Origin of the sequence: Apibacter muscae (assembly GCF_007845595.1) — a bacterium.
GTDB classification, from domain to species: Bacteria; Bacteroidota; Bacteroidia; order Flavobacteriales; family Weeksellaceae; genus Apibacter; species Apibacter muscae.
Genome location: NZ_SELI01000023.1, coordinates 83,771 through 100,723, shown reverse-complemented (window position 1 = coordinate 100,723; position 16,953 = coordinate 83,771). Strand labels below are relative to the sequence as shown.

Here is a 16,953-nt window from a genome sequence, read left to right as displayed (position 1 = left end):
TTACTATAACAACGTCATTTTGTCATTAACGATGGGTTGGTATTTTTTTTGACTTTTACCTTCAAAATAATATTAAAATAAATAAATTAAAATATGGCTAAAGGAAATATTAATGTATCAGTAGAAAATATTTTTCCTCTGATTAAGAAATTTTTATACAGTGATCATGAAATATTTTTACGTGAGTTAATTTCTAACGCAACGGATGCTACTTTAAAACTTAAACATTTAACCAATACAGGAGAAGCCAAGGTAGAATATGGCAATCCTATGATAGAAGTTAAAATAAATAAAGAAAATAAAACTCTTCATATTATTGACCAAGGGATAGGGATGACGGAAGAAGAGGTTCAAAAATATATTAATGAGGTTGCTTTCTCTGGTGCTGAAGATTTTATTTCTAAACATAAAGACGCTGAAAAAGAAGGTATTATCGGGCATTTTGGTTTAGGATTCTATTCTGCCTTTATGGTTGCAGATAAGGTTGAAATTATTACTAAGTCTTATACAGATGCACCTGCTGTACAATGGGTTTGTGATGGTAGCCCACAATTTGAACTTGGTCCGTCTGATAAAAAAGATAGAGGTACTGAAATAGTTTTGCATATAGCAGAAGATTCTCAGGATTTTTTAGAAGAGTATAAAATACGTGAGTTATTGCAAAAATACAATCGTTTTATGCCTATTCCAATTAAGTTTGGAACTAAGGAAGAAACTTTACCATTGCCTGAAGGGGCTGATAAGGATGCAACTCCTGAAAAAGTAACAGTTGATGATATCATTAACAATCCTAACCCTGCATGGACCAAAGCACCTTCTGAGTTAAAAGAAGAAGATTATAAAGCTTTTTATCACGAATTGTATCCAATGCAATTTGATGAGCCTTTGTTTCATATACATTTAAATGTAGACTACCCTTTTCACTTAACCGGTATTTTATTTTTTCCTAAATTAGGTAATAATCTAAATATTGATAAGGATAAAATTCAATTGTATCAAAACCAAGTTTTTGTTACAGACGAAGTTAAGGGTATAGTTCCTGACTTCTTAATGTTGCTTCGTGGAGTGATTGACTCTCCAGACATTCCGTTAAACGTTTCACGTTCTTATTTGCAAGCCGATGGTGCGGTTAAGAAAATTTCTTCTTACATCACAAAGAAAGTTGCAGATAAAATGGTTTCATTAATGAATGATAACCGTGAAGACTACGAAAAAAAATGGAATGATATTAAAGTGGTAATAGAGTATGGAATGATCTCTGAAGAGAAATTTTATGAAAAATCTGATAAGTTTGCTCTTTATCCAACAGTGGATGGTAAATATTTAACTTTTGAAGAATTAAAAAATAAAATTAAGGATAACCAAACGGATAAGGATGGTAAATTAATTATTCTTTATGCTTCAAATATAGATGAACAAGACCAATACATACAAACGGCTAAAGAAAAAGGGTATGAAGTTTTATTGTTAGATTCTCCTATTGTTCCTCACTTAATACAAAAACTGGAATCTACCAAAGAAAATATTTCTTTTGTACGTGTAGATGCTGATCATATTAATAATCTTATTAAAAAAGATGAAAATATAGCTTCTATACTTACTGATGAAGAAAAAGAAACATTAAAAAAAGATTTAGAGGAAACTATTGACTCTAAAACTTATACGATAGCTTTGGAAAACTTAAGTAAAGATGATGCTCCATTTATTTTGACCCAACCAGAATTTATGCGTAGAATGAAAGATATGCAACAAACGGGTGGTGGAATGTTTGGTATGATGGGTGGTTTTCCAGAATCTTATAATTTAGTTGTGAATACCAATAGTGCATTAGCTTCAGATATTTTGAAAAAAGAAAATAAAGAAGAAAAAGCAACTATTATAAAACAAGCGTTAGATTTAGCAAAATTATCTCAGAACATCTTAAAGGGTAAAGATCTTACAAATTTCATTAAACGTAGTTTTGATTTAATTAAATAAGGTATCTCTTTACATACATAAAAAGCTGTATAATTATTATACAGCTTTTTTTATGATTGAATAAAAATTTTTGAAAAGGATAAAAAAACATATTAATTTATAGGTTTCAAGGTAACTAATTGATTAGATCAGAGTTTAAATATATTTTTTATTATCTATAATTAATCTAATTCATCGGTATTTATTAAGGCAAATATTATTAGTTAAAAAATATAAAAAAACCTCAACTTGTAATGTTGAGGTTTTTTATGTTTTCAATTTTTTAACCAATGATTTGAAAATTTGCAGTTTTCATAGGAGTCTTGAACTTTAATATAAGTGGATGGAATTTGGGTTTCAACCCATTTTTCTACCACTTCATTTTGCTTAGTTTTTTCAGCAAATCCTTTTATTCTATTATAATCAGTTTCCAAGTTCATTTTATGCGATGGAATTACATCCGTAATTTTTAATAATTTAACAACCGTTCTATTGTTAAGATCATCTTCGAATGCTTCGGAAACATCCCCTTTAGATAATCCTAGTAGATTATAAGAATCTTTTCTTGCCAATTTACTTCTTTCAAAACGGTTATCTCCCGTTTTTTGATTGGATAATAATCCCCCGTTGTATTTTGTAAGTTTATCATCGGAATATTTGGTAACCGCTTCATTAAAAGTGATTTTGTCAGAAATAATTTCCTCCCTTATTTTTTTTAATTTGTCTAAAGCAGCAGCAATTTCTTCCTGATTGGGTTTTGATTGTAATAATATATGTCTTAAATCTATAATTTGCCCTCTTTTTTTCTCTAAGTATATAATATGGTAACCATATTCGGTTTCAAAGGGCTCTGAAATCTCACCTTCTCCTAAACTAAATGCTACTGCATCAAATTCTTTAACCATAATTCCTCTACGAACATTTAAAATTTGTCCACCATTAGGAGCTGAACCCGGATCTTCAGAATATGCTTTTGCCATTTCTGCAAAACTTGCCCCCTCTTGTATTTGTTTTTTTATGTCTTTAAGTTGATTTATTAATTCTTGTTTATGCGCATCTGTTAGTTGGGGATACATAAGTATTTGTGCATATTCAATTTCATCATTTAAATATGGAAATTCATTTTCATGGGCCTGATAAAAAGCTCTCAAATATTCAGGCGAAATATCTACATTTTTAGTAATTTCAAACATCTTTCTTTGTGTATACATTTGATTCCTAACCATGGTTTCCAAAACCGATCTTAACTCAGCCATGGTTTTAAACTTAAAGTTTAATAACAATTCCTGATCTGTTTTAAAATAATTTTTATATCCATCAAGTCTTGAATCTACTTCCCTATTCACCTCGTCTTTACTAACAGAAATTAAAGTATCTTGTTTGGCTTTATATAGAATAATTTTTTCTTTCATCATGTTCTCTAAAAAATCGCATCGGTCGGTAATCTGTTGTCCCTCTGATTTTGCGTAATTTTCAGCATCAAAAATATCTGTATCTGTAATTATTTCATCTCCTACAACTGCAACTATTCCGTCTAGTTTTCTTTCTTGTGAGTAAGTATATAAGCTGGCAAAAAATGTTAATATTAAAAGTATTCTGTTCATTTTTAGTATTTGGTAAGATTTAAAAATCTAATTAATTATATTTTTTCTTTAAAGTATTTATTTCCATTATATTTTTATTAATAACGGCATTATTTTTCATTTGTTTTATATTTTCTTGAATTTTATAATCTACGTAATCTTTAATGTAGTATTTTTTAAAATCCTCTAAACTTAAGGGTTCATCTTTAATAATATTTTTTATATCCATCACTAATCTTCTGTTCTTGCTGTCTAAAACTTTTATTCCCTTAGACAATTTTGTATCGGAAGAAAATCCTAAAAATTTCGCTGGAAACTTGCCCTGCTCTATGATAACCAATGGATTATTTTCATGGTCCGTTTTAGCTTTATAAAAATTTTTAATATCATCTACGGATTGATTATTCTTTAATAAGGATAGTAATTCCTTTTCCACTTCTTGATTTAAACAGTAATAAAATGTTCCATCAATTCTTTCTTTCCATATATATTTAGATTTATGATCGTTTAAAAATTGTTGTTGTCCTTCATCATCAGCATATGATTGGTTAGTTAACAAAGATACAGTGTATTTAACTAACAATTGGTCTTCTTCTAATTTCAAACGCTTTTTAACATCATCCATATCATAGAAGTTCTCTTTATAAAACTCTATAAGTTTTGTATCTTGCCAATTGTTAATCAATTCATCTACAATAAATTTCCTATTAATATAATTGTAAGAAGTTAATTGATACTTTAATTGATCCAATAATTTCTGATTGGTTAAAATATAATCTTCATTATTTTCATTACCAATTTTTATTAAATCTATAATTCTATTTTCAGAATAATTAGAGAATTCTTTAAAATTATTAGGAAGATTATTGATAAAATTATTTATAGCAATAGAGTTTGAATTGAAAAAAGGTTTTTTCTTTAATATATCTATAAGTTTACGGTCTAGTTCTTCCAATAAATTGTTTTGTTTTAACTCATAAAAAATTTTTGAACTAGCTAGATTATAATCTTTAAATTCGTCCAAAAAAACTAATTTATAAATAACATATCCTTCATTGGTTTTTATAGGTTTGGAATACTCTCTATGTAAAGGCAATTTATTTTTTTGACTAATAATATAATTATAGATTTCCTTATTTTCAAAATGCTTTAGTAATATTGTTTTATCTGTAACCTTAGAATATTTCTGTTTAACATTTTCCAACTTATCTCCATTTTTTAGTTGTTTATAAATGGCTTCAATAATTAGTTTTCCATTATCTGTTGGATCATCAATTTTAATTTCTTCCAATCGAACCTGCCCCAACCATTCTCTTTCTTCTGAAACTAATATTAAATAATTATTGCCCTCTTCGTCTTTATAAGTAACTACTTTGCCAATAGGAGCATCATAAATAGCATCTAATAAATTTTTATTAATTGAAAATACATCTAAATATTTTGGCTCTATCCATTTAGATTCTACAGAGTATTCGTTTGCAGCTTTTTCAAACAATTTAGTATTGTTTTTTATGCTTCTAATTGTTTTATCAATAAATAATTTTTGTTGATCAACTGATTTATCTTTGAAATTATCTTTATTAAAAATGAATATCTGAACTTTTTTTTCCAATTGTAATTTATTGAAATAATCTTGCAATAAAGGCTTTAGAATTTCTTGTGGATAATATAAACTATCCTGAATCATTCGATGTTTATTGGATAACTCCTTTAAGTAAGAAACGGATTTATCCACCCCTTTACTAAGTCCGTATTGCTTGATTAATTGATAATCAATAAAATTATCAATAGTCGTATCAGTTCCTAATATATCTAAACTTTTAGAGTATTCCTCCAAAAAGTTCTGAGTATAAATGGTGTCTTTATTAATTGTTATTAAGACGGATTGAGAATATAAAGATGTAGTTGTAAAAAGTCCTAAAAAAAATGCTAACTTATTCACTATATATTAATTTTATCTACAAAAGTATTGAAAGTAGTAGTACTTAAAAAATTTTTATCTAAAAGAAAATTAATCAAGATTTCAATTTAAATATCAAAACAGATAATTTAAAAATCTTCAATCAATTTCTCGTCTTCAAAATATTGTATAATAGCTTTTTTTATCAGTAGCATTTGTTCATTGGATTTTAAATCCGGTAGTTCTTCTAAAGTTATATAATGTGGCCATCCATCGTCGTCAAACCTATCAAACTTATAATAACCAAAAGGCTCTAACAATCTACAAACGGCAATGTGTATTAAATTCATCTTATCATCTTTTTTATAGCGTCTATACCCACCGCCAAATTCCTGAAGACCTATTAAAAAAATAATAGTATTTAGATCAGGGGTCTCATCTTGATTAAATTTTATTTTCATAAAATTTTCAATTTTAGACCATCTTTTCATTTCATTCATAAAAACATTTAATAGTTCATATTCGTATCAAATTTATAAATAAAATGTGAGTATTGACTAAAATATAGTTTTCGTTTATATTTCAATGTTTATACAAAAGGATTGCAAAGTGAAATGAAGAATACTTAATAAATTTGATTATTTTTGGATTCTATTTTAACACTTACAGACATATAAAAATATAATGAACAAATATCAAAACCCTTTAGAAAGTCGTTATTGCAGTGATGAAATGTTATATAATTTTTCTCCTGAAAAAAAATTTACTACTTGGAGAAAGTTATGGATTGCTTTGGCAGAAATTGAGAAAGAACTAGGACTTGAAATCACAGACGAACAAATCAAGGAGTTAAAAGATAACATTAGCCCCATTGATTTTGCTAAAGCAAATGAATATGAAAAGAAGTTCCGTCACGATGTTATGGCTCATGTACATACTTATGGTGACGTAGCCCCTAAAGCAAGACCTATAATACACTTGGGAGCTACTTCTGCCTTTGTAGGAGACAATACTGATTTAATTCAAATTAAGGATGGATTGGAATTAGTTAAAAAGAAACTTGTAAACGTTATAAAAGGTCTTCACGATTTTGCTTTAAAGTATAAAGATCTTCCTACCCTAGGTTTTACCCATTATCAACCGGCACAACTTACTACTGTAGGTAAAAGAGCCACCCTATGGCTACAATCTGTTTTGTTAGATTTAGAAGAATTGGATTTTCGTATTGAAACTTTAAGATTTAGAGGAGTAAAAGGTACTACTGGAACTGCGGCAAGTTTTAAAGAGTTATTTGATGGTGATTTTAATAAAGTTAAAGAATTAGATAGAAAACTTTCTGAACGTTTTGGTTTTACCCATGTTTTTAAAGTTAGTGGACAAACTTATGATAGAAAAATTGATGCTCAAGCTTTAAATGTTTTATCCAATATAGCACAATCTGCACATAAATTTACCAATGACCTAAGACTGCTTCAAAATTTAAAAGAAATTGAAGAACCTTTTGAAAAAAACCAAATAGGTTCCAGCGCAATGGCATATAAAAGAAATCCTATGCGTTCAGAACGTATTGCCTCTTTAGCTAAGTTTGTACTTTCATTAGCAAGTTCACCGGCAATGGTTGCATCTACCCAATGGTTCGAAAGAACCTTAGATGATTCAGCAAATAAGCGATTGAGCCTACCGCAAGCCTTTTTAGCTATTGATGCAATTTTAATTATATGGAATAATATTTTAGATGGAATTGTAGTGTATCCAAAAATGATTGAAAAGCATATTCAAGAAGAATTGCCATTTATGGCTACCGAATACATCATTATGGAAGGCGTGAAAAACGGTGGAGATAGGCAAGAATTACACGAAATTATTAGAACCCATTCCATGGAAGCAGGTAAACAAGTGAAAATTGAAGGTAAGAACAATGATTTAATTGAACGCATTATCGCCGATTCAAGAGTAAATATTGACAAAGATAAATTATTGAATTTATTAAACCCTTCTAACTTTATTGGATTTGCGCCTGAACAAACTGAAGAATTTTTAGATGGTGAAGTAAATCCTATATTAAATAAATACAAAGACCTGCTTGGTATTGATACCGACTTAAAAGTTTAATGAAAATTACCCTATTAGCCATCGGTAAGACAAACTCTAAGGAACTTATAAATTTAATTGAAAGTTTAGAAAAACGCTTGCCCAGCTTTATAAAATTTGAAAGAAAAGAATTACCGGACATAAAAAATGCAAAAAATCTTTCTGAGAATGAATTAAAAAATGCAGAAGCAGATTTAATTATTTCCCAGCTTGAACCCAACGATGTTGTTTACCTTCTAGATGAAAAGGGGGTAGAATATACTTCCATGAAGTTCTCCCAATTAATGGATCAACACATGAACAATTCCGTAAAACATCTAGTTTTTTGTATTGGGGGTGCTTGGGGATTTTCTCAAAAAATGTACAGTCTTAATCCGCACAAAATAGCCTTGTCCAAAATGACATTTACACACCAAATGGTACGTTTATTTTTTGTTGAACAACTGTATAGAGCTTTTAGTATTTTGCAAGGAAAACCTTACCACAATGAATAATTATTTAAAACTAAACGGATACGAGATTGCTTTATATCTAATAATCTTTTTTATAGGAGGAAACCTTATAGGAGCAATTTTAGGGGGATTAGCTCTCTTACTTAACATTAATACCTATGTGGTTATCCCTATAGCTACCCTTTTAAGTTATGGTTTAGTCTATTTTAGCTATTCTAATTTTAAAAAACGATCAAAAAAAGAAATTTTTAAAATAAATTATTCATTAAAAAATTTTAAATATTTCCCTTTAATTCTTATTATATTTATAGGACAATTTTTTATTTCTGAATTTATATCAAGTTTAATTCCTACCGAAGGTAAAATCTTTGGTAAATTATATCAATCCATGTCCTATGGATTGCTTGGAAACTTTGAAAAATACCCTTGGATCACTTTTTTCTCAATCTGTATATTAGCCCCATTGTTAGAAGAAATCTTTTTTCGAGGTTTTTTACTGAAAGGTATGCTTAACAACCAAGTTAAACCCTACAAATCCATAATTATTTCTGCATTGTTATTTGGAGGCATACACTTTTATCCTTGGCAAATCGTTGGCGGATTTTTTGCAGGTATAGTTTTAGGCTTATCTTTTTATAAAACAGGTTCTTTATTAATATGCACTCTGTTACATTTTTTAAATAATTTTTTAGGCTTTTTATTATTTATGAAATACCATCAATTAGAAATGCCAACCCTAGGGTTAAATGAATATTTAACCTTTTTGATCGGAATATTAATAGTTATATTTTTCGGATATATTTATTTAAAACAAACAAAGAATTACGAATGGAGATCCTTTTAGCAACACAAAACGAACATAAAAAAGAAGAAATTATTAACATCCTCCCACAGAATTTTAATCTTAAAACATTTAACGATTACAATTTTAAAGGTGAGATTGAAGAAAGTGGAAAAACTTTTGAGGAAAATGCTTATATAAAAGCAAAATTTGGATTCGACTTTACAAATATCCCCTGTTTTGCAGACGATAGTGGATTAGTGATTGAGGCATTAAACGGTGAACCTGGAATATATTCCGCAAGATATGCAGGAACAGGTTCATTTAACGATAATATAGCCAAAGTTCTTAAAAATTTGGAAGCTCATTCCAATAGAAACGCTTACTTTATAAGTGTGATTTGCTGGGTTTTTAAGAATGAGGTTCAATACTTTGAAGGGAAAATTCATGGTACAATTTCAGAAAATATAAGAGGTGAAAATGGATTTGGTTACGATCCTATTTTTATTCCTAACGGCTATGATATTAGCTTTTCTGAATTCTCGCCAGCACAAAAGAATTTAATTAGCCATAGAGCCATCGCTTTAAATAAATTTACCAATTTTCTAAATCAAAAATTAGGTATTAATAAATAAAAATTCTTTAAATACTTTCGATTTCGAAATTAATATTTTAACGCTAAATAACTAATTAACAAATACTTATTTTTAAATAATACTAAAAATAAATATATTTCATTTAAATATCATAAATATTATTTCGTATTTTATTGTTTTGTTATGATATAGTAATTAAATTTGTTGTAGTGTATAACATAAATCGTTCAATTAAATAAAATATTAAAAAAATGAATAAGAAAAAAATAGCCATAGGTTGTGACGAAGCTGCCTATGATTTAAAAGTAGTTTTAAAAGATCATTTAGAAAAACTAGGTTATGAAGTAAAAGACTTTGGCGCTAATAAAGGTGAAGTTGTTTTATATCCTGATGTAGCAGCCAGCGTTGCTAAAGCAGTGGCTGCAGGAGAATTTGAAAGAGCTGTATTAACCTGTGGAACAGGAATTGGTATGGCTATAACTGCAAATAAAATCCCTGGAGTTAGAGCTGCGGTATGCCATGATTCATTCTCAGCACAAAGAGCTAGAAAAAGCAATGATGCACAAATTATTTGTTTTGGAGAAAGAGTGATAGGCGTTGAACTAGCTAAAAACTTATTGGATATTTGGTTAGAATCTGAATTTAGTGGCGGAGGCTCTGCTCCTAAAGTACAACGTATCTGTGACTACGAAGCTGAATATAATAAATAGTAAAATGATTACTTTTTAACATAAGTAAAAAGCCGGAAATTCCGGCTTTTTGCTTTTAAATTTATCTGAAATTATTTCTTTAAAAAACATGTTTTTAAAACAATACTAGATCCGTCAATTTTACAATCAACTTCATCAGGATTTTCGGTTAACCTTATACTTCTTACTTTAGTACCTCTCTTTATAACCATTGAAGAACCTTTTACTTTTAAATCTTTAATTACAGTTACCGCATCCCCATCTTTTAGCTCAGCACCATTACTATCTAAAGGTATGCTAGAAGCTTCATTTTCTTCACCTGACCATTCAAAAAAACAATCGGGGCAAACATTAGACGTACCATCAAAGTAAACATTTTCTTGGGAACATTTAGGACAATTAAGAATATCTGTCATTGTATATCTTTTAACTTAGGAGGCAAATATACTTTATTTAAACAGTATCTGCAAACCACTAAAATTATATATTTTATAACAATTATAAAAAATTATTAGTGCTTATAATATATAAATAGACTCTACGATTTCCATATAATAAATAAATTTTAAAATAATTAATTAACACAACCAATATGTTGCTAAATTTGTTCCTACAGTTACTCTATATTAAATATGAAAGGTAGGATAGTAATTAAAATTGGTAGTCAAATATTAACTAAAAAAGACGGTACACTAAATGTAACACAAATGTCTTCTTTAGTAGATCAATTGGCTCAATTACATAAAGATAATTACGAGATTATATTAGTTTCTTCGGGTGCCGTAGCAGCGGGAAAGTCTGAAATTCAACCTAAATTTAAATTGGATAGCGTCTCTTCCCGACAATTATTTTCCACCATTGGGCAGGTTAAATTAATTCAGAGATATTACGATCTATTTAAACAATATAGCATTGTTTGTGGACAAATATTAGCAACTAAGGACGATTTTTCTACCCGCAAGCACTATTTAAATCAAAGAAATTGCATGAAAGTAATGATTGAAAATGGGGTTATTCCAATTGTAAATGAAAATGATGCAATTTCTGTAAATGAATTAATGTTTACGGATAACGATGAACTTTCGGGACTTGTAGCAACTATGATGAATTGTAGTAAACTGATAATACTAAGCAATATAGACGGAATATATACAGGGAATCCCAGCAATCCGGAATCATCTTTAATAGAGAAAATTTATCCAGGAGATGGTCATATTAAACAATACATTCAAACAACCAAGTCATCAGCCGGACGCGGAGGAATGAAATCTAAATATAATATTGCAAAAAAAGTGGCAGAGGAAGGGGTTGAAGTAGTCATAGCTAATGGGGAAACTTCAAACATTTTGATTGATCTACTAAACAATAATGCTATTAAATCCACTACCTTTATTGCTTCTAAAAAAAGTACCTCAAACATAAAAAAATGGATTGCCCATTCCGAAGATTTTTCTAAGGGTAAGATTTATATAAATGCCGGTGCTAAAGACGCTCTACTTGGAAATAAAGCGATAAGTATTTTACCCGTAGGGGTAGTTAAAATAACTGGGGAATTTGAAGAGGGAGATATTGTTGAAATTTTAGATGAAAATAAAAATTCTATTGGTGTAGGTTGTAGTTCTTATACTAGTAACGAAGCTAAAAATTGTATTGGACTAAACAATTTGAAACCTATTATCCATTATGATTATTTATACATAGGCAAATAAAATTATGAAAGAGAACTTTAACCACATATTTAAAAATTCAGTACAAGCAAGTAAAGAATTAAGCTTACTTGGCGAATCAACTATAAATGAAATTTTACATCTTCTTGCAAAAGAAACAGAAAATAATATAGATTATATTCTTGCTGAAAACAAGAAAGATACAGATAAAATGCCGATCACTAATCCTAAATATGATCGTTTACTTTTAAATCAATCTAGGATTGAAAATATTATTGAGGATCTAAAAAAGATAGCGACGCTCCCCTATCCGATTGGTCACAAATTTTTTGAAAAAAAATTAAATAACGGCTTAATAATATCCAAAGTTTCTGTTCCTTTCGGGGTTGTCGGTATTATCTACGAAGCTAGACCTAATGTAAGTTTTGATGTTTTCTCACTTAGCTTAAAATCTGGCAATGCCTGCCTATTAAAAGGAGGTTCAGACGCTTATCATTCTAATCAATCCATTGTTAATATTATTAAAAAAGTACTAGAAAAAACAAATGTAAATTCAGATGTATGTACCCTTTTACCTACGGATAGATCTGCCACTGATGCTTTACTAAATGCAAATAGGTATGTGGATCTGGTAATACCTAGGGGAGGAAAAGAACTCATTGAATACGTAAGAAAAAATTCACTTGTTCCTGTAATTGAAACCGGAGCAGGTGTTTGTCATACCTATTTTCATGAAGACGGTAAGGTTGAATTTGGTAAAAAAATTATACATAATGCTAAAACTAGAAAAGTAAGTGTTTGCAACTCCTTGGATTGTTTGGTTATTGATGAGAGTAGAATAAATGATTTACCAAAACTTTGCGAAAGTTTGAAAAATGAAAAAGTAATCATTTATGCGGATGATGCTTCTTACAAAGCTTTATTAAATACATACCCGCTATCTCTTCTAACAAATGCAGATGAACAAAGTTTTGGCACTGAATTTTTAGACTATAAAATGTCAATAAAAACGGTGAAAGGTTTGGATGAAGCCATCGAACATATAAATATGTATAGTTCTAAACATAGTGAAACTATAATTAGTGAGAATTTAGAAGCCATACATAAATTTGAAACCTTGGTAGATTCTGCTTGTATATATTCAAACGCTTCAACAGCTTTTACAGATGGTGCACAATTTGATCTTGGCGCTGAAATTGGTATTAGTACCCAAAAAATGCATGCTAGGGGCCCTATGGCTCTAAAGGAATTATGTACATATAAATGGATAATTAAAGGGAATGGACAGATAAGATAATTTTATTGGATTCGTAATTTGAATCGTTTATTTCATAATTATATACCATACCTCACCCAATCTACCAAATGCTACTTCTCTGCCTTCGTAGTAAGTTGTCCATTCAGCTAAGAGATTATCTGCGGTTACTTGGTAGTCAGATTCTTTAGCGTCTTTTTTAAACATTTTTTTCCATACTGAAAATAGATCATTGAAATTTCCCCAAACATTACTGAAAGTATAGGAACTGTCAGAAGGGTTTTTTCTAAATTCTATATCCATACAATCCGCACATGTTTTTTTTGCGTGATATTCTTCTTTATTTGTTGCATTCTTAGGAATATATCTAAAAGTAAAAGATTCCGCTCCTTCTTTAGATCTTTTCTCTAAATAAGAATATTTTGACTTTGAAGATTTAATGATTCTTTCTGCAAATATTTGTGGATCTTCATTTATTGCAATGAGAATTGAGGATTCTTGATTAGTTTCTATTTGGTCATAACTTTCATCTAAATTTTCATCGGAAACTTTCATTGTTTTTTTAGAGTATTTTTGTCCGTATCTTAAAGGTACCTTTACACCTTCTTCATTTTCATAATATTTATTTCTTTTAATTGTAAAATCCTTTTCATCCAAAGAATTTTGAGTTTGTGAGTAGGCAGATACAGAAAACAATGCAACTATAAAATATATAAGATTTTTCCTCATCATAAAAATTAAACTACTTGTATTAACTTTTAAAATAACAATTTATTATAGTTAATTAAACTATGATATGATTTATTTTTTAATAATTGTGCGAATAACCTGTCAAATATATTTAAAATTTAACAATTGTATAATTCAATTTTGAGATGCTACACAACGAAGATACAACTCATATAACACTATATTTGTATACAAAGCTTTAATAAAATGGAAAAAACTATAGATGAAAATAAGAATTTAGAACAAGAACTAGCTTATAAACTCATTTGTTATACCCATAAAAATATTTTCATTACAGGTAAAGCAGGCACAGGAAAAACTACTTTTCTAAAAAACTTAAAAGAAAAGTCAGAGAAAAACACGGTTATTGCTGCTCCCACAGGTATAGCATCAATCAATGCAGGAGGAGTTACACTACATTCATTATTTTTATTGCCACTCACTAGTTTTATACCTGTAAATCATGTCAATGAAGATCGAAATATAGCAATTACCAAACAAGAAGCTTTCCAACATTTTAAGTATAACAAAGAAAAAAGAAAACTTTTAACTGAATTAGAATTATTGATTATTGATGAGGTCTCAATGCTTAGAGCAGATATTTTAGACGCTATCAATTGGGCTTTACAAAGTGTTAGAAAAAGTTCGCAACCCTTTGGCGGAGTACAAATTGTAATGATTGGAGATATGTATCAGCTTCCCCCAGTAATAAAAGAGGAACAATGGAAAATTTTAAAAAATTATTATAAAAGTTTATTCTTTTTTGATGCCTTAGTCCTACAAAATAATCAACCCATTTGTATAGAATTTAAAAAAATTTATCGGCAAGCAGACCCTGTTTTCATAAATTTATTAAATGCAATACGATACCAGGATTATGATTCCATAGATTTTAATTTACTGCAAAAAAGATATAATCCAAATTTTAATCCAGAACATTTTGGATATATCACTTTAACCACTCACAATCATTTAGCAGATTCCATAAACCAAAAAGCTTTAGAGAAAATTGAAAACCCTATTCACTATTTTGATGCCATTATAGACGGAACTTTTCCTGAAAACTCCTATCCTACCGAAGCTGAACTTATTTTAAAAGAAGGAACCCAAATCATGTTTATAAGAAATGATAGTTCCGGAGAACGCAGGTATTTCAATGGAAAGATTGGAATCATTGAAAAAATTGAAGATTTTGATATTTATATACGTTTTGAGAATCAAAAGGATTTATTAAAACTTGAACATGAAGTCTGGAAAAATATTAGATACATTGTTGATAATGAAACTGGAAAAATTAAAGAAGAAGAATTAGGATCCTTTTCGCAATTCCCTATTCGATTGGCATGGGCAATAACCATACACAAAAGCCAGGGATTGACGTTTGATAAGGTTATTATAGATGCAGGCAAATCATTTGCTTCAGGGCAAGTCTATGTTGCTTTAAGTAGATGTAGAACTTTAGAAGGAATTATATTAAAATCATTAATACAAAATTCGAACATCATCCAAGATATAAAGATTAAAGAATTCCAAGAACAAATGTGGAATTTAAATGAGTTAGAGGAAACTTTAGAGAAAGAAAAATATGCCTATGCATTAGATAATTTATTTAAAACTATAAGTTTAAAAGAACTAACGACAGAAATTAATGAATGGAAAAAAATTACAATTGAAAAGAATATTCCTGAGAAAGAAAGTGTTCTAGAACTAATATCTTCTATAGACGAAACCTTAAATTACCTACAAATTGTTTTGTATAAATTTGAAACTACTATTTACCAATGGTTTAATAAATGTAAAGACCTGTCTTTAAAAATTGAAATTTGGAATAAAATAAAAACAAGAAGCATTAGTGCAGTTGAATTTTTTATTGAAGAATTATTCACCAAAGTTTGGAAGCCTATACTTAGTCATTATTTAGAGTATAAAAATAAATCAAGAATTACACAATATTTAAGATTCGTTGAAGAAATTGAAGAAAGTTTAAAGAATAAAATTAAGCAAATATCAATTGCTAAACTTATTGATGATCGTCTAAGTTATAAAGATATCATTTTTATTTCTGATAGTGGAAAAACGGTTTCAAAAGAAAAAAATAATACTGTAGAAATAACTTTAGAATTACTTAATCAAGGAAAATCAATAGACGAGATAGCCAAAGAAAGAAATCTCAGTATTTCAACTATAAGCAATCATGTATCACGACTTATTTCACAAAATAAAGTATCCGTATTCAACTTTATATCAAAAGAAAAATATGAAAAAATAGAAAACGAAATCAAAAAAATGGAAAATATAGAACTAAAATTATTAAAAGAAATTTTGGGAGATAATTATTCCTATGATGAAATTAAATATGTTCGAAGCAATTTAAGCAAATAAAAAAAGCTGTTATTACTCTAACAGCTTTACAACTTATCTTTTAAATTTATTTCTTAGTAACGCGAATATCCACACGTCTATTTTTTGCTTTACATTCTGGAGTATCATTACTTGGACAAACCGGGTGTTGTGGACCGTATCCTTCCGAAGATACTTGAGAGGTAGAAATTCCTAACTTAACCAACTCATCTTCAACCTTTTTTGCTCTCTCCGCAGAAACTTTATTGTTAATTTCTTCGCTACCTGTATTATCAGTATAACCACCCACTTTCACTATTGCATTAGGAAAAGCTTTTAAAATTTCTGCAATATTTTTCACCTGTTTGCTTGATTCATTTGTTAATGTTGCAGAACCCGTATTAAAGTATACTCTATCTAAAGTAATCCAACCTTTAGTTTTATCAGTTTCATCTACTGAAATGCTTGAATCACTTAAAAAATTGAATAATTTAGATTCTGTAGAGTTATTACCCACACCTTCCAACTTTATATTATTTGGCAAAGTTATGGCAGAAATTTCACCAGTATCATATATAAAATTACCAGCAGAATCCAATTTACCAACAATAGTTTCTTCTACTAATAACTGTTCTGAAGATAAGGAATCAGATTTTGAAGTTGTTGATGATGTGGCCGTAGCAGAATGATTGGTATTTTTATCACATTTACAACTAACAGTTGTTAGAACCAAAGCAAGTGCACCAAAATTTAGTAATGCTAATCTTTTTAATTTAATTTTTCTCATAATTTTTAATCTTTTAAAAGGCTAATTTATATAAAATCTTTCTTATAAACATGAATTATTCTACATGAATATATGGGTTAAAATTTAAATAAAATAGATACACACTTTTGTCAATTTAATGTTCATT

Annotated in this window: 15 protein-coding genes; 9 read left to right on the top strand and 6 right to left on the bottom strand. The window is 28.7% G+C overall.

Annotation, left to right across the window (positions count from 1 at the left end; all coding sequences use genetic code 11):
• Positions 1–93 precede the first annotated feature (93 nt).
• Positions 94–1,977 carry a molecular chaperone HtpG gene (gene htpG, locus ETU10_RS09255; protein ID WP_146311712.1) on the top strand — a complete coding sequence of 628 codons (1,884 nt, stop codon included), beginning with the start codon at positions 94–96 and terminating at the stop codon, positions 1,975–1,977.
• A 254-nt stretch (positions 1,978–2,231) separates the two neighbouring features.
• On the opposite strand, the gene ETU10_RS09250 is transcribed toward htpG, so the two are convergent.
• The 3 genes from ETU10_RS09250 to ETU10_RS09240 form a co-directional block, all read right to left on the bottom strand.
• Positions 2,232–3,560, bottom strand: a complete 1,329-nt coding sequence (locus ETU10_RS09250) for a peptidylprolyl isomerase (RefSeq protein WP_146311710.1) — start codon at positions 3,558–3,560, stop codon at positions 2,232–2,234.
• A gap of 31 nt (positions 3,561–3,591) precedes the next feature.
• Entirely contained in the window at positions 3,592–5,481 is a 1,890-nt protein-coding gene (locus ETU10_RS09245) for a hypothetical protein (RefSeq protein ID WP_146311708.1), read from the bottom strand.
• A 107-nt stretch (positions 5,482–5,588) separates the two neighbouring features.
• Positions 5,589–5,930, bottom strand: a complete 342-nt coding sequence (locus tag ETU10_RS09240) for a hypothetical protein (protein WP_246118461.1) — start codon at positions 5,928–5,930, stop codon at positions 5,589–5,591.
• 193 nt (positions 5,931–6,123) lie between these two features.
• Between ETU10_RS09240 and purB the strand changes: the two genes are divergently transcribed.
• From purB to rpiB, 5 genes are all read left to right on the top strand, one after another.
• Entirely contained in the window at positions 6,124–7,551 is a 1,428-nt protein-coding gene (gene purB / locus ETU10_RS09235; protein ID WP_146311706.1) for an adenylosuccinate lyase, read from the top strand.
• Positions 7,551–8,024: a 23S rRNA (pseudouridine(1915)-N(3))-methyltransferase RlmH gene (gene rlmH / locus ETU10_RS09230; RefSeq protein WP_146311704.1), complete on the top strand. Its 474-nt coding sequence runs from the start codon at positions 7,551–7,553 to the stop codon at positions 8,022–8,024. The genes purB and rlmH overlap by 1 nt, the downstream gene beginning before the upstream one ends.
• Complete coding sequence (locus ETU10_RS09225) at positions 8,017–8,826, top strand: CPBP family intramembrane glutamic endopeptidase (RefSeq protein WP_146311702.1); 810 nt, start codon at positions 8,017–8,019, stop codon at positions 8,824–8,826. Before rlmH ends, ETU10_RS09225 begins: the two co-directional genes overlap by 8 nt.
• Entirely contained in the window at positions 8,811–9,398 is a 588-nt protein-coding gene (gene rdgB / locus ETU10_RS09220) for an RdgB/HAM1 family non-canonical purine NTP pyrophosphatase (protein ID WP_146311700.1), read from the top strand. Before ETU10_RS09225 ends, rdgB begins: the two co-directional genes overlap by 16 nt.
• A gap of 212 nt (positions 9,399–9,610) precedes the next feature.
• Positions 9,611–10,069, top strand: a complete 459-nt coding sequence (rpiB, locus tag ETU10_RS09215; RefSeq protein ID WP_146263042.1) for a ribose 5-phosphate isomerase B — start codon at positions 9,611–9,613, stop codon at positions 10,067–10,069.
• A gap of 71 nt (positions 10,070–10,140) precedes the next feature.
• On the opposite strand, the gene ETU10_RS09210 is transcribed toward rpiB, so the two are convergent.
• A complete protein-coding gene (locus ETU10_RS09210; protein ID WP_146311698.1) occupies positions 10,141–10,464 on the bottom strand; it encodes a zinc ribbon domain-containing protein YjdM in 324 nt (107 codons plus the stop codon).
• A gap of 216 nt (positions 10,465–10,680) precedes the next feature.
• Here ETU10_RS09210 and proB point away from each other — a divergent pair, with 216 nt between their 5' ends.
• Both proB and ETU10_RS09200 read left to right on the top strand, forming a co-directional pair.
• A complete protein-coding gene (proB, locus tag ETU10_RS09205; RefSeq protein ID WP_146311696.1) occupies positions 10,681–11,757 on the top strand; it encodes a glutamate 5-kinase in 1,077 nt (358 codons plus the stop codon).
• A 4-nt stretch (positions 11,758–11,761) separates the two neighbouring features.
• Positions 11,762–13,012, top strand: coding sequence for a glutamate-5-semialdehyde dehydrogenase (locus ETU10_RS09200; protein ID WP_146311694.1), 1,251 nt, complete (start codon positions 11,762–11,764; stop codon positions 13,010–13,012).
• 27 nt (positions 13,013–13,039) lie between these two features.
• Here the strand turns inward: ETU10_RS09200 and ETU10_RS09195 are convergent, their stop codons facing one another.
• Positions 13,040–13,702, bottom strand: coding sequence for a hypothetical protein (locus ETU10_RS09195; protein WP_146311692.1), 663 nt, complete (start codon positions 13,700–13,702; stop codon positions 13,040–13,042).
• Positions 13,703–13,906: 204 nt separating this feature from the next.
• On the opposite strand from ETU10_RS09195, the gene ETU10_RS09190 reads away from it, so the two are divergent.
• A complete protein-coding gene (locus ETU10_RS09190) occupies positions 13,907–16,081 on the top strand; it encodes a helix-turn-helix domain-containing protein (RefSeq protein WP_146311690.1) in 2,175 nt (724 codons plus the stop codon).
• A 46-nt stretch (positions 16,082–16,127) separates the two neighbouring features.
• Here ETU10_RS09190 and ETU10_RS09185 read toward each other — a convergent pair whose 3' ends face one another.
• Positions 16,128–16,826 carry an OmpA family protein gene (locus ETU10_RS09185; protein WP_146293143.1) on the bottom strand — a complete coding sequence of 233 codons (699 nt, stop codon included), beginning with the start codon at positions 16,824–16,826 and terminating at the stop codon, positions 16,128–16,130.
• Positions 16,827–16,953 lie beyond the last annotated feature (127 nt).

Excerpts from the sequence above, each read along its gene's own strand:
- ETU10_RS09190 (WP_146311690.1), top strand. The coding sequence starts at position 13,907 with ATGGAAAAAACTATAGATGAAAATAAGAATTTAGAACAAGAACTAGCT.
- rpiB (WP_146263042.1), top strand. The coding sequence starts at position 9,611 with ATGAATAAGAAAAAAATAGCCATAGGTTGTGACGAAGCTGCCTATGAT.
- ETU10_RS09210 (WP_146311698.1), bottom strand. The coding sequence starts at position 10,464 with ATGACAGATATTCTTAATTGTCCTAAATGTTCCCAAGAAAATGTTTAC.
- ETU10_RS09250 (WP_146311710.1), bottom strand. The coding sequence starts at position 3,560 with ATGAACAGAATACTTTTAATATTAACATTTTTTGCCAGCTTATATACT.
- htpG (WP_146311712.1), top strand. The coding sequence starts at position 94 with ATGGCTAAAGGAAATATTAATGTATCAGTAGAAAATATTTTTCCTCTG.
- rdgB (WP_146311700.1), top strand. The coding sequence starts at position 8,811 with ATGGAGATCCTTTTAGCAACACAAAACGAACATAAAAAAGAAGAAATT.
- purB (WP_146311706.1), top strand. The coding sequence starts at position 6,124 with ATGAACAAATATCAAAACCCTTTAGAAAGTCGTTATTGCAGTGATGAA.
- proB (WP_146311696.1), top strand. The coding sequence starts at position 10,681 with ATGAAAGGTAGGATAGTAATTAAAATTGGTAGTCAAATATTAACTAAA.
- ETU10_RS09200 (WP_146311694.1), top strand. The coding sequence starts at position 11,762 with ATGAAAGAGAACTTTAACCACATATTTAAAAATTCAGTACAAGCAAGT.
- ETU10_RS09195 (WP_146311692.1), bottom strand. The coding sequence starts at position 13,702 with ATGATGAGGAAAAATCTTATATATTTTATAGTTGCATTGTTTTCTGTA.
- ETU10_RS09185 (WP_146293143.1), bottom strand. The coding sequence starts at position 16,826 with ATGAGAAAAATTAAATTAAAAAGATTAGCATTACTAAATTTTGGTGCA.
- ETU10_RS09240 (WP_246118461.1), bottom strand. The coding sequence starts at position 5,930 with ATGAAAAGATGGTCTAAAATTGAAAATTTTATGAAAATAAAATTTAAT.
- ETU10_RS09225 (WP_146311702.1), top strand. The coding sequence starts at position 8,017 with ATGAATAATTATTTAAAACTAAACGGATACGAGATTGCTTTATATCTA.
- rlmH (WP_146311704.1), top strand. The coding sequence starts at position 7,551 with ATGAAAATTACCCTATTAGCCATCGGTAAGACAAACTCTAAGGAACTT.